This is a genomic window from Allobosea sp. TAB14 (genome assembly GCF_052113865.1).
Lineage (GTDB): Bacteria > Pseudomonadota > Alphaproteobacteria > Rhizobiales > Beijerinckiaceae > Allobosea > Allobosea spartocytisi.
In genome coordinates, this window is sequence record NZ_JBFRDQ010000131.1 from 1 (window position 1) to 11,819 (window position 11,819).

Here is an 11,819-nt window from a genome sequence, read left to right on the forward strand (position 1 = left end):
CCCTGATGAAGTGAGCGGCGGCGCTTCTACGCCTGCCCATCGCCGCCCGGTCCTTCAACAGGCCGGGCGGCCTCCCTTACCCGACCGCCGGACGCCTCCTCGATGATCATCTCCCAGCTCAGCGACTTCCATGCCCGCCCCCATGGCAACCCTGCCTACGGCATCGTCGAGACCAATCCGGCAATCGAGCGAGCTGTCGACGAGATCCTGAAGCTGGAGCCGCGGCCCGATTGCATGCTGGTCACCGGAGACCTCTCCGATTGCGGCCTGCCGGAGGAATACGGCATCGTCCGCGCGGCGCTGCGGCGCCTGCCGATGCCGATCTATGTCATCCCAGGCAACCATGACCGCCGCGACACCTTCGCCGCGGAATTGCGTCCCGATCACCCCTACCTGCCGCAGGCGGGCTTCCTGCATTATGTCATCGACGATTTTCCCGTCCGGCTGATCGGTCTCGATACCGTCGTCGCTGGCGAGGATGGCGGCGAGATCTGCGCCGTGCGCGAGGCCTGGCTCGCCGAGCAACTGGCGCAGGGGCAGGGCAAGCCGACGGTGATCTTCATGCACCATCCGCCCTTCCCCGTCGGCGTCGACGGCATGGACATCATGCCCTGCAAGGCCTCGCCGGGCTTTGCCAAACTGATCGCTCGCCATCCCGAGATCGAGCGCGTGCTCTGCGGCCATTATCACCGGCCGATCCAGCTGCGCTTCGCCGGAACCATCGGCTATGTCGTGCCCGGCACCGCCCATCAGGTCGCGCTCGATCTGAGGCCAGGAACCGAAAACCGCTTCGTGATGGAGCCGCCTGCACTCGCCCTCCATGTCTGGAAGCCCGGCCTCGGGATGGTCAGCCATCTCCAGCCGATCGGCGATTATGGACCGCGCCGGGATTTCGTGCTCGATCCCGCCTATCCCGGAAAGCCGCAAACGGTGCCTGCCCAATGACCGAACCTCGCCTTCTCGCCCTGCTCGACCAGGCCGACGCCCTCGCCCGCCGGGCCGGCGAGGTTCTCGTGCAGATGCAGGGCGCCGAGCTCGGCGTCACCCGCAAGGAGCTGAACGACGTGGTCACGGCGGCCGATCTGGCCTCCGAACGCCTGGTCATCGACGGCCTGCGCGCCCTGACACCCGAAGCGGCGATTCTCTCGGAAGAGGCCGGCTTCAGCGGCTCGGAAGCAGCGCCGCGCTGGATCATCGACCCGCTCGACGGCACGGTGAACTACGCCTCCGGCCTGCCCTGGTTCTCCGTCACCCTGGCCTATCAGGAAGGGGGCCGCACCGTGCTCGGCCTGACCCATGCACCGCTTGCCGGGCTCTCCGCGCGCTTCGCCGAAAGCGGCATCGCGACGGTCGACGGCAGGCCGGCGAGTGTCTCCGCCACGAAACGCCTCAGCGACGCCGTCGTCTCGATCTGCCTGACTTCCCACTACAGCACCGAGGACGCGAACCGGACGAGCGACGTGATCCGGCGCCTCGCCGGCCTGTGCCGGGGCGTGCGTGTCATCGTCTCCGGCGGACTGGAGATGTCGCTGGTCGCGGCCGGGCGGCTCGATGCCTTCATCGGGCTCAAGGCCGATATCGTCTCGCATGCCGCAGCGATGCCATTGGTGCGGGCGGCCGGAGGGAAGGTGACGACCGTCGACGGCGTAGACTCGCTTGACGAGGACCTGGAGAAGGTCGTCACCAACGGCCTGATCCACGAGGAACTGCTGCAGGCGATCCGCAGCCCCTGAGGCGTGGCCGTCAGGCCGGCGCCGCGCTCTGCAACACGGCGACCGCCGCCCCCTCGTCCGTGATCAGCACCGAGGCCAGCTTCCCGCGCAGCGTGGCGGCGATGACCTCAGCCTTGTTGATCCCACCGGAGGCGAGGATCACGGTCGGTATCCGGCGCAGGGCGTCGAGCGGGAGCGCGATGGCGCGGCGATTGATCGGATGCGCAATGTCCTGCCCGCTGCGATCGATGAACTGACCGAGCATGTCGCCGACCGCGCCCGCTTCCGCGAGTTCCGCAACGCGGACATCGCCCGGCAGCCCGTAGCGCACCAACAGCGAGCGCTCGCTCAGATCGCCCGCGCTGAGGATCGCGACATCGGTCGCCCTGATCCGGGCGAAGGCCGCCTCGAACACGTCCTGCGCCAGGATGGTGTCGCGCGATTGCGGGGCGCCGGCATAGATCGGCGCCGCCAGATAATGGCATTCGGCCTGCCAGAGCCGGGCGAAACGGCTGGCGATCTCGAAGGTGTTGATCTCGATCCCGTAGGTCAGCCCGCCCATCATCGAGGTCACCGCGAGTTCGCGATACTGCCCGGCGCGGATATGGCGGATGATCTCCCTCAGCGTGCCGCCCCAGCCGACGCCAACAATACCGCTCGGCTTCTCCTCGACGATTCGCGAAACGAACTCGCCGGCGGCCTTCCCGATCTGCGCTGCGATCTGATCGGGATCGGCGGGGCTCGGCACCACGATCGCGTCCTTCAGGCCGAATTCCGCTATCAGCGCGCGCTCCAGCCGGACGCAGCTCTCCAGCCGGGAATTGATGGTAATGCTGACCAGCCCGTTGCTACGCGCCTCGACCAGGAGCCGATTGACGCGCAGGCGGGTCATCTTCAGCCGGTCCGCGATCTCCGCCTGGGTCAGTCCTTCCATGTAATAGAGCCAGGCGGCTCGAACTTGCGTCTGCGGTTCCTCCGGCATGGCGGTATCCTGATGCGATGGGAGCTGCCTGCGGCATGCGCGGCGGCGGTCGGCAGAGTCTTCCAGGTTGGCTTACATCGCTTTCGCACTCTGCCACAACGCAGGGAGCCCCGACGGTTTCATGCTTGAYGCAAACCAATGTAAATCACAAAATACATTTGCATAAGATCCTTCRCAAAACGAGTGGCGACCGCCATGTCCCGTGCCGTCTTCCTCCACGCAGCAGGCGATGCGCGCCTCGCGCCGTTCAATCTCCGCGAGGGAGCGGCGGGCGAAACCCTGCTCGATGTCGCCGCCGTCGGGCTCTGCGGCAGCGATCTGCACTACTACAAGGATGGCGGCATCGGCTCGGCCGTGATCGCGACGCCCTTCGTCCCCGGCCATGAATTCAGCGGCTGGCTGACGGAGGATTTGCCGGATCTCGGCCTTGCGCGCGGAGCGCTGGTCGCCGTCGACCCCAACCAGGCCTGCGGGCAGTGCGAGCATTGCCGGAGCGGGCATCCCAATCTCTGCCCCGAGGTCGTCTTCATCGGGGCTCCCCCKCATGACGGGGCGATGACAGAGCGAATCTGGGTGCCGAAATCGCAGATCGTGCCGGTGCCCGAGACCTTCTCGCCGAGCGATGCGGTGATGCTTGAGCCGCTCGGCGTCGCGATCCATGCGGTCGATCTCGCCAAGCCGCGCCTGCTCGAACGCGTGGCGCTGATCGGCTGCGGCCCGATCGGCCTCCTGATCCTGCAAGTGCTCCGCACGGCCGGCGTCGGCGAGATTCTCGCCTGCGATCCGCAGCCACATCGCCGCGAGTTGGCGCTGAAGCTCGGCGCCAGCAAGGCCGGTGCTGATGTCACCGACATCGCCGAATGGACGAAGGGCGAGGGCCTGCCACTGGTGATCGAGGCGACGAACGCTCCCGAGGGTTTCCGCGACGCCATCCGCGCCGCCCGCATCGGCGGCCGTGTCGTGCTGGTCGGCATCCCCGACGGCGACAGCTACGTGATCCCGGCCGCGGAAGCCCGCAGGCGCGGGCTCAACATCAAGTTCTCGCGCCGGATGGGCCATGTCTATCCGCGCGCGATCGAATTGGTGGCGCTCGGCAAGGTCGATGTCGAGGCCGTGGTCAGCCATCGCTTCCCCCTCGCCGAGGGGCCGGCCGCCTTCCGCCGCCATGCCGCCAACGAAGCCGGCATGGTCAAAAGCATGATCTATCCCGGCCGTCTGCCCGATGAACACCGTTGAGCCGGCGCCACAGGCCGTGATGTGCACTTCACTAGCATCGATCTCGGGACGATCCGAGGCGGCATTGCTCAATGAGCTCGGCCCGCAGGTGGAGCGCCCGTCGCCGCTGCCCTTCCCCGCCCCATCTGTCGGGCGAGCAGGCCTCGCAACGGCACGCCGCTGAGGTCGGCCGCACGTTGAACTGATCGGGGCCGGGTTTGACAGGAGATCGGGCGAATGCTCTTCATGTGAGCATTCGTTCAAATTGACTGTTGCCCGATGCCCCAGACAATCTCGCCTTTCGACCTCGTCATCCTCGATTGCGACGGCGTGCTCGTCGATAGCGAGGTCATCAGTTGCCGGACCCTGGTCGATATTCTCTCGCCGTTCGATCCGAGCTATGATCTGGAGACGGTCATGCGCCGCTATCTCGGACGGCCGTCTTACGCAGTCATCCAGGATTACGAGAGAATGACCAGCCGCCCGGCCTCGGCCGACTTCATGCGGAACTGGCGGGCGCAGCTCTTCGCCGCCTTCAGCAGCGAACTCCAGCCTGTCGAGGGCGTCCGCAGCGCCGTCGAAGCCTTCGGTAGCGATTACTGTGTCGCCTCGTCCAGCGACGCGGAGCGCATCGAGATCTGCCTTCGAAAGACGGATATCTGGGATCTCTTCGAGGGGCGCATCTTCAGCACGACGCGCGTGCGGCACGGCAAGCCGGCCCCTGATCTGTTTCTGCTGGCGGCCAGCGAGCGCGGCGTGGCGCCCGAGCGCTGCCTGGTGATCGAGGACAGCGTCAGCGGCGTGATGGCCGCGAAAGCCGCGGGGATGACGGCGTATGGCCTCGCCGCCGGCAGCCATTTCGCGATACTGGACCAGCGACAGGCGCTTCTGGCGGCGGGAGCCGACCGCCTCTTCGAATCCTGGCAAGAGCTCGCACTTGCGCCGGTGGCACACTGAGGATTCGATGGCCGACAACGACAGCAACCGCCTCGAGGACGCCGCCCGCGCCGGTTGGCTCTACTACATCGCCGGCCGCACGCAGGACGATATCGCGCAGATCCTGAACATCTCGCGCCCGGCGGCGCAACGCCTCGTCTCGCTGTGCCGCAGCGAGGGGCTGATCAGCTTCCGGATGAACCATCCGATCAGCGCCTGCATGGACCTCGCCGCAAGGCTGCGCGACCGCTTCGAGCTCTTGCATTGCGACGTCGCCCCTTCCGATGGCTCGCCGGAAACGGGCGCGGCCGGCGTCGCCGCGCTCGGCGGCGTCCTCATCGAGCGCTGGCTGCGCTCGCGCAAATCGCTGGTCATGGCACTCGGCACCGGCCGCTCGATGCGAGCCAGCATCGAGCGCGTTCCCTCAATGTCCTGCCCCTTGCACCGGCTGGTTTCGCTGGTCGGCACCATCTCGCCGGACGGGTCGGCAAGCCCCTTCGACACACTGGTCAAGCTCGCGGAAATCACCAAGGCGCAGCATTTCCCGATGCCGCTGCCACTTTATGTCTCGAGTCCCGAGGAGCGCGCCCAGCTCATCGAAATCGAGTCGATCCGGCGCATCCGCGCCATCGCCGGCGAGGCCGATCTCTGGGTCATGGGCATCAGCCAGATCGGCGAGGACGCCGTGCTCTACCGCGACGGATTCATGACCCGCGGCGAATTGCTCGAGATGGTCCGCCACGGCGCCGTCGGCGAGGTGACCGGCTGGGTCTTCGACGCCGAAGGCCGCTTTCTCGATCGCGGCACCAATCTGCGCGTGACCAGCGTGCCGCCGGAGCCGGGCAGCGCCCGCCTGCGCATCTGCATCGGCCAGGGCCCGGCCAAGGTCGCGCCGCTGCGCGCGGCGCTGAGCGGGACAATCGTCAACGGCCTCGTCACCGACGAAGACACCGCCCGCGCCCTTCTCGCAGACTGACTCCCCCTCATCGGACGGCCCCTTGCCCGCTCGCGGGCAAGGCCTCGCGCACGGCTGTCATCCGCCCGTCACCAACGGTTGACATAACGAGCCAGTGTGCGAGCATATGCTTCAATAAAGAGCATATGCTCACCAAAAACGACGAGGGAGGCTTTAGATGCGATCTTTCTATGGTGCGTTGGCGGGTGCAGGCGCTCTGCTGTTGGCTGGGCTCGGCTCCGCGCAGGCAGCAACGGAAATCGAGTTCTGGCACGCAATGAGCGGCGCGCTCGGCGAGCGCGTCGACGAGCTGGTCAAGAAGTTCAACGACTCGCAGAAGGACTACGTCGTCAAGGCGATCGGCAAGGGCACCTATGACGAGGTCCTGAACGGCACGATCGCGGCCTATCGTGCCAAGCGCCAGCCCGAGATCGTGCAGTCGAACGAGCGTTCCTTCCTGACGATGGTCAATTCCGGCGCCATCCTCCCGACCAGCGAATTGATGGCGCAGCAGGGCCATCCCATCGATACCGCGAAATTCATCGCGCCGGTGGTCAGCTATTACGCGATCGACGGCAAGCTGCAGGCGATGCCGTTCAACTCCTCGACGCCGATCCTGTTCTACAACCGTGACCACTTCAAAGCCGCCGGCTTCGACAAGCCCGGCGCGACCTGGCAGGAACTCGAGCCGCAGCTCGACGCGATCAAGGCCAAGGGCGTGTCGAAATGCGCGATGGTGCTTCCCGGCGACTATGAGTGGAGCTTCCTCGAGAACTACAGCGCGGTGAACGACATCCCGTATGCGACCAAGCGCAACGGCATGGACGGCCTCGACACCAGCTTCGTCTTCAACAAGGGCAAGCTCGTCGGCCAGGTCGAGCGGATGAAGCGCCTCGTCTCGTCCGGTGTGATGCAGCTCGCCGGCCAGGGCATCATCCCGATCCAGCTCTTCACCTCCGGCGAATGCTCGACCATCATCGCCTCGACCGCCTCGCATGCCGCCGTCGTCGCAGCCGCGAAGTTCGACTGGAGCGCGGCCGAATTGCCTTATGAACAGGGCGTCACCCCGAAGAACAGCGTCATCGGCGGCGCCGCGCTCTGGACCCTGAAGGGCCATACGCCGGAGAAGTACAAGGCGATCGCCGCCTTCTACGATTTCCTCGCCAGGACCGACACGCAGGTCTGGTGGCATCAGGCGACGGGCTATGTCCCGGTCACGACCGCCGCCTATGACGCTGCCAAGGCTGAGGGCTACTACCAGAAGAACCCGACGCGCGAGATCGCCGTGCTCCAGTTGATGCGTGGCACGCCGAGCGACAATTCCTTGGGCTTCCGCATCGGCAACAGCAACCAGATCAACGTCGCGATCATGGAAGAGGTCTCGGCCGCCTTCCTCGGCCGGAAGCCGGTGCAGCAGGCGCTCGACGATGCGGTGTCTCGCGGCAACGAGTCGCTGCGCCGCTACGAGCAGCTCAATGCTGGCAAGAAATAAGGCGGCCGGCCTTCCGGTGGCAGCTGGCGGGGGCAGTTTGCGCCTCCGCTCGCCGCTGCAGCGCCTTCTCGTGAAGGGTGCCGGCGATGGGCTGACCGAAAGCGGGCTGAAGCGCGCGCATTTCCGCGAATGGCGCCTGCCCTTCTGGCTGCTGGCACCTCAGCTCTTTATCCTGCTGCTGTTCTTCTTCATCCCCTCGATCAGGGCGCTGATCCAGGCCTTCCAGTTGACCGACCCTTTCGGCGCCACGACGCAATGGGTCGGCTTCCAGAATTTCGAGCGGCTGTTCCGCAGCGGCGTCTACTGGTCCTCGGCGCAGGTGACGCTGATCTTCACCCTCGCGCAGAACGTGCTGACCCTGTCGGTCGCGCTGCTGCTCGCCTTCGCCTCGAACCATATCCTGCGCGGGCGCGGCGCCTACCGCACCGTGCTGCTGCTGCCCTATGCCATCGCGCCGGCGATCGCCGGCATCATGCTCGCCTTCCTGTTCAATCCCCGTGTCGGCCCCGTCGCCCATATGCTGCAGGGGCTGGGTCTCGACTGGGACCCGAACCGCAACTCCTGGCATGCGCTGGCGCTGGTCGTGATGGCGGCTTCTTGGAAGCACATCTGCTACAACTACATMTTCCTCGTCGCAGCGCTGATGTCGGTGCCCCAKTCGATCCTSGAATCCGCCTATCTCGAYGGKGCSGGGCCGATCCAGCGSTTYCTGCGCATCTCGCTGCCGATGATCGCGCCGACGCTGTTCTTCCTGATCGTCATCAACTTCGTCTACGGGCTGTTCGAGACCTTCGCCATCGTCGACGCGACCACGCGCGGCGGCCCGGCCGGCGCCACCTCGATCCTCGTCTACAAGGTTTACCAGGACGGGTTCGTCACGCTCGATCTCGGCTCGTCGGCAGCGCAATCCGTGGTGCTGATGGCGCTCGCGCTGTTCCTGACCTTCGCGCAGTTCCGCTTCGTGGAGCGCCGCGTGAACTACAGCGTCTAGGCCGGCGATGAACGAGCGCACCCCCGTCATCGATGCTCTCTGCCACCTGATCCTGCTGGTGGGCGCCGCGCTCGTCTGCCTGCCGATCTATTTCGTCTTCGTCACCGGCTCGCTCTCGCAGCAGGAGATCATGCGCGTGCCGATGTCCTGGCTGCCCGGCAGCCAGTTTCTGGCGAACATGCAGACGGTGCTGAGCAATGCCAATTTCGGCCGATTGCTGCTCAACTCCTTCATCATCGCCATCGGCATCACCGTGGGGAAGCTCGCAGTCTCGGTCATCGCGGCCTTCGCCGTCACCTATTTCCGCTTCCCCTTCCGGATGACGGCCTTCTGGCTGATCTTCATGTCGCTGATGCTGCCGATCGAGGTCCGCATCGTGCCGACCTATGAATCCGCGGCGAATGTCGCGCTGCCGCTCAACATCCTCGGCTCCTGGCTCGGCATCCAGGCRCTGGTCGATCTCGACTGGAACCTGGTCAACACCTATTCCGGCCTGATCCTGCCGCTGATCGCTTCGGCGACCGCGACCTTCCTCTTCCGCCAGTTCTTCCTCACCATCCCCGACGAACTCTGCGAGGCCGCGCGCATCGACGGCGCCACGCCCTGGCAGTTCTTCCGACTGATCCTGCTGCCACTGTCGCGCTCGAACATCGTGGCGCTGGCGATCATCCTCTTCCTGATGGGCTGGAACCAGTATCTCTGGCCGCTGCTGCTCACCACCGAGCCGGCCATGGCCAATGCCGTGATCGGCCTGAAGAAGCTGATGCCGCAAGGCGACTCGCTGCCGACCTGGCATCTCCTGATGAATGCGGCCTTCCTGACGATGCTGCCGCCGACCCTCGTCATCCTCATCCTCCAACGCTGGTTCGTGAAGGGGCTGGTGGATAGCGGCAAATAAACCGCCCACGGGCAAGCAAGGCTTTTCGACATGCGGATCATCGGTCATCGCGGCGCGCGCAACATCTGGGCGGAGAACAGCCTGAGCGGCTTCCGCAATGTCTGCGGCTTGGGCGTTGATGCCGTCGAACTCGACGTCCACCTGTCGAGCGACGGCGAGATCATGGTGATCCACGATCCGCTGCTCGACCGCACCACCGACCATAAGGGCCCGGTCGCGCATCTCTCGCGCGCCGCGCTCGCGAAGGTGATGCTCGACGACACGCTGGGCGAGACGATCCCGACCCTGCCGGAGGTGCTCGATGTCTTCGGCCCGACGGGGATCGAGCTCGAGATCGAGATGAAGATGGATGCCTACGGCAATCCTTATCCCGGCCTGCTCGACAAGGTCATCGCGCTGGTCGAGGCTCGCAAGATGGCCGCGCGCGTGGTGCTGACCTGCTTCGTCCCGGAGGTGATCGAGGAGATCCGAACCAAGGCGCCGCATATGCGCCGGCTCGCCTCGGTCGACCGCCGCTCCTGCGAGGCCTTCGGCGGCGTAGACCGCACCTTGCAGCGCTTCGTCGACCTCGGCTGCATCATTGCCGTCGAACAATCCCTGCTGCGGCTCTGTGTCGATCGCGCCGTCGGCATCGTCGGACGCGACAAGCTCGGCGCCTGGGTGCCCAACACGGTGCGCGAGCTCGATTTCTGGCTCGGCCAGCCGATCTCGCAGATCACCAGCGACCGCCCCGATCTCGCCCTGCAATTCCGCGCTGCAAGGAAGGGTTGAGCATGGCGGTGCGCCTGTCCCGCGCGACGCTCGGGCAGCTCCGCCCGGCGGTCGGTATCCCCGGCTACCGACCGGAAGAGCTGAGCCCGGGCATCGTCCATATCGGCGTCGGCAATTTCCACCGCGCGCATCAGGCAGCCTATCTCGACGAATTGTTCGAGCGTGGGCGCGACCGTGACTGGGCGGTGGTGGGCACCGGCGTGCGGGAGAGCGATGCCGCGATGGGCCGAGATCTTGCCGCGCAGGATTTCCTGACCACGGTGGTGACGCAAGAGGCCGAGCGCTCGCAGGCGCGCGTTACCGGCGCGATGATCGATTTCGTGCCGCCCGGCGACAGCGCCGCGATCATCGAGCGCCTCGTCGATSCCCGCACGCGGATCGTCTCGCTSACCGTCACCGAGGGCGGMTAYTACATCGATCCGGCGACGCARGCCTTCGATCCCGGCCATCCCGATATCGTGGCCGATGCCGCCGATCGCCTCGCTTCTCCGAAGACCGCTTTCGGCCTGATCGCCGCCGGGCTGCTGAAACGCCGCGCCGCCGGCCTGCAGCCTTTTACGGTGATGTCCTGCGACAACCTGCCGGGCAACGGCCATGTCACGGCCGACGCCGTTACCGGTCTTGTCGATCTCATCGATCGCGTCGACACACTCTGGATTCGGGAAAACGTCGCCTTTCCCGACAGCATGGTCGACCGCATCACGCCCGCCACCTCGGAGCGCGAACGCCAGTCATTGCGCGACGATTTCGGCATCGCGGACAGCCGCCCGGTCTTCTGCGAGGGTTTCCGGCAATGGGTGCTGGAAGATCACTTCCCGGCCGGGCGCCCGCGTCTTGAGGACGTCGGTGTCCAGTTCGTCGCCGATGTCGCGCCCTTCGAGCTGATGAAGATCCGCATCCTCAATGGCGGCCACGCGGCGATCGCCTATCCCGCGGGCCTGCTCGACATCCATTTCGTCCACGAGGCGATGCAGGACGCCCAGATCGCCCGCTTTCTCTCGGCCTTGCTCGACGACGAGGTCATTCCGGTYGTGCCGCCAGTCCCTGATACCGATCTGGCCGACTACAAACGGACCATCGAGCAGCGCTTCGCCAATCCCAGGATCGGCGACACGATCCGCCGGCTCTGCCTGGACGGCTCCAACCGCCAGCCGAAATTCATCCTGCCGACGCTGCGCGACGCCTTGCGCGCGGGCACACCCATCGACGGGCTTGCGCTCGTCAGCGCTCTCTGGTGCCGCTACTGCTATGGCGAAACCGAAAGCGGGCAAGCCATTGGGCCGAATGACCCGGAGTGGTCGCGGCTCAACCGGCAGGCGCAACAAGCCAGATCCGCACCGGAAACCTGGCTGCAGATGCGGGACATCTATGGAAATCTGCCGGACGACCGGCGCTTCCGGAAGGCGTTCTGCCGGGCGCTGCAGAGAATCTGGCAGGCGGGAACACGTGCGAGCATCGATGACTATCTTGCATCGCGCAGCCCCTGATGGCTGAAGTTCAGGCGCACGCTCCAACCTCCGGTCCGAAGTCTGCATTCCGATCGAATCCGGAAGTCTGAACGCACCTGTCCCGGCGCAGCGGCAGGGGCACGGCCTCGACATGGTCCTGTGTTTCGACGCCGAAGGGACCTTCAGCCAGCATCTCGCAGACGATTTCGGGACCGCCCGTGCGCGCGAAAGCCGCCAGCGCCTGGCGCAGCCCTTCGGTGACGGCCTCGTTCGAGTTTGGATTGGTGACGAGGATGCGATTCATGGTCTTTCTCCCCGAAAGGCTGCGCCCCTCGCGGCCGGGCGTCCGGTCGATGCAGCGCTTACGCCTCGGGCGGTGGCACTGCGCCGGTCTGGCTGGTGATGATGCCGTAATGCTC

12 protein-coding genes are annotated in these 11,819 nt (G+C 65.9%); 10 read left to right on the forward strand and 2 right to left on the reverse strand.

The window, feature by feature from the left end:
* Window positions 1-102: 102 nt before the first annotated feature.
* Both AB4Y99_RS18910 and AB4Y99_RS18915 read left to right on the forward strand, forming a co-directional pair.
* Window positions 103-945: a phosphodiesterase gene (locus AB4Y99_RS18910; protein WP_441524394.1), complete on the forward strand. Its 843-nt coding sequence runs from the start codon at window positions 103-105 to the stop codon at window positions 943-945.
* A complete protein-coding gene (locus AB4Y99_RS18915; protein WP_113253171.1) occupies window positions 942-1,733 on the forward strand; it encodes an inositol monophosphatase family protein in 792 nt (263 codons plus the stop codon). Before AB4Y99_RS18910 ends, AB4Y99_RS18915 begins: the two co-directional genes overlap by 4 nt.
* A gap of 10 nt (window positions 1,734-1,743) precedes the next feature.
* On the opposite strand, the gene AB4Y99_RS18920 is transcribed toward AB4Y99_RS18915, so the two are convergent.
* Window positions 1,744-2,694 (reverse strand): sugar-binding transcriptional regulator, encoded by a 951-nt coding sequence (locus AB4Y99_RS18920; protein ID WP_441524395.1) that lies wholly within the window; start codon window positions 2,692-2,694, stop codon window positions 1,744-1,746.
* A gap of 195 nt (window positions 2,695-2,889) precedes the next feature.
* On the opposite strand from AB4Y99_RS18920, the gene AB4Y99_RS18925 reads away from it, so the two are divergent.
* The 8 genes from AB4Y99_RS18925 (at window position 2,890) to AB4Y99_RS18960 (ending at window position 11,439) form a co-directional block, all read left to right on the forward strand.
* On the forward strand, window positions 2,890-3,930 hold the full coding sequence (locus AB4Y99_RS18925) for a zinc-dependent alcohol dehydrogenase (RefSeq protein ID WP_112765147.1): 1,041 nt from the start codon (window positions 2,890-2,892) through the stop codon (window positions 3,928-3,930).
* Between the two features lie 258 nt (window positions 3,931-4,188).
* Window positions 4,189-4,866 carry an HAD family hydrolase gene (locus AB4Y99_RS18930; protein ID WP_142020368.1) on the forward strand — a complete coding sequence of 226 codons (678 nt, stop codon included), beginning with the start codon at window positions 4,189-4,191 and terminating at the stop codon, window positions 4,864-4,866.
* Window positions 4,867-4,873: 7 nt separating this feature from the next.
* Window positions 4,874-5,821, forward strand: coding sequence for a sugar-binding transcriptional regulator (locus AB4Y99_RS18935; protein ID WP_133561802.1), 948 nt, complete (start codon window positions 4,874-4,876; stop codon window positions 5,819-5,821).
* Between the two features lie 157 nt (window positions 5,822-5,978).
* Window positions 5,979-7,292, forward strand: a complete 1,314-nt coding sequence (locus tag AB4Y99_RS18940; RefSeq protein ID WP_113253167.1) for an extracellular solute-binding protein — start codon at window positions 5,979-5,981, stop codon at window positions 7,290-7,292.
* Entirely contained in the window at window positions 7,276-8,283 is a 1,008-nt protein-coding gene (locus tag AB4Y99_RS18945) for an ABC transporter permease subunit (RefSeq protein WP_441524396.1), read from the forward strand. The genes AB4Y99_RS18940 and AB4Y99_RS18945 overlap by 17 nt, the downstream gene beginning before the upstream one ends.
* A 7-nt stretch (window positions 8,284-8,290) precedes the next feature.
* Window positions 8,291-9,181: an ABC transporter permease subunit gene (locus tag AB4Y99_RS18950; protein WP_441524397.1), complete on the forward strand. Its 891-nt coding sequence runs from the start codon at window positions 8,291-8,293 to the stop codon at window positions 9,179-9,181.
* Window positions 9,182-9,211: 30 nt separating this feature from the next.
* Window positions 9,212-9,952 carry a glycerophosphodiester phosphodiesterase family protein gene (locus AB4Y99_RS18955; RefSeq protein WP_441524398.1) on the forward strand — a complete coding sequence of 247 codons (741 nt, stop codon included), beginning with the start codon at window positions 9,212-9,214 and terminating at the stop codon, window positions 9,950-9,952.
* A gap of 2 nt (window positions 9,953-9,954) precedes the next feature.
* Window positions 9,955-11,439 carry a mannitol dehydrogenase family protein gene (locus AB4Y99_RS18960; protein ID WP_441524399.1) on the forward strand — a complete coding sequence of 495 codons (1,485 nt, stop codon included), beginning with the start codon at window positions 9,955-9,957 and terminating at the stop codon, window positions 11,437-11,439.
* A 10-nt stretch (window positions 11,440-11,449) separates the two neighbouring features.
* On the opposite strand, the gene AB4Y99_RS18965 is transcribed toward AB4Y99_RS18960, so the two are convergent.
* Complete coding sequence (locus AB4Y99_RS18965) at window positions 11,450-11,704, reverse strand: hypothetical protein (protein ID WP_441524400.1); 255 nt, start codon at window positions 11,702-11,704, stop codon at window positions 11,450-11,452.
* Window positions 11,705-11,819: the final 115 nt, after the last annotated feature.

What these genes read in the sequence shown, in the direction of transcription:
- AB4Y99_RS18965 (WP_441524400.1), bottom strand. Translation starts at nt 11,704, where the DNA reads ATGAATCGCATCCTCGTCACCAATCCAAACTCGAACGAGGCCGTCACC.
- AB4Y99_RS18915 (WP_113253171.1), top strand. Translation starts at nt 942, where the DNA reads ATGACCGAACCTCGCCTTCTCGCCCTGCTCGACCAGGCCGACGCCCTC.
- AB4Y99_RS18920 (WP_441524395.1), bottom strand. Translation starts at nt 2,694, where the DNA reads ATGCCGGAGGAACCGCAGACGCAAGTTCGAGCCGCCTGGCTCTATTAC.
- AB4Y99_RS18910 (WP_441524394.1), top strand. Translation starts at nt 103, where the DNA reads ATGATCATCTCCCAGCTCAGCGACTTCCATGCCCGCCCCCATGGCAAC.
- AB4Y99_RS18940 (WP_113253167.1), top strand. Translation starts at nt 5,979, where the DNA reads ATGCGATCTTTCTATGGTGCGTTGGCGGGTGCAGGCGCTCTGCTGTTG.
- AB4Y99_RS18935 (WP_133561802.1), top strand. Translation starts at nt 4,874, where the DNA reads ATGGCCGACAACGACAGCAACCGCCTCGAGGACGCCGCCCGCGCCGGT.
- AB4Y99_RS18955 (WP_441524398.1), top strand. Translation starts at nt 9,212, where the DNA reads ATGCGGATCATCGGTCATCGCGGCGCGCGCAACATCTGGGCGGAGAAC.
- AB4Y99_RS18930 (WP_142020368.1), top strand. Translation starts at nt 4,189, where the DNA reads ATGCCCCAGACAATCTCGCCTTTCGACCTCGTCATCCTCGATTGCGAC.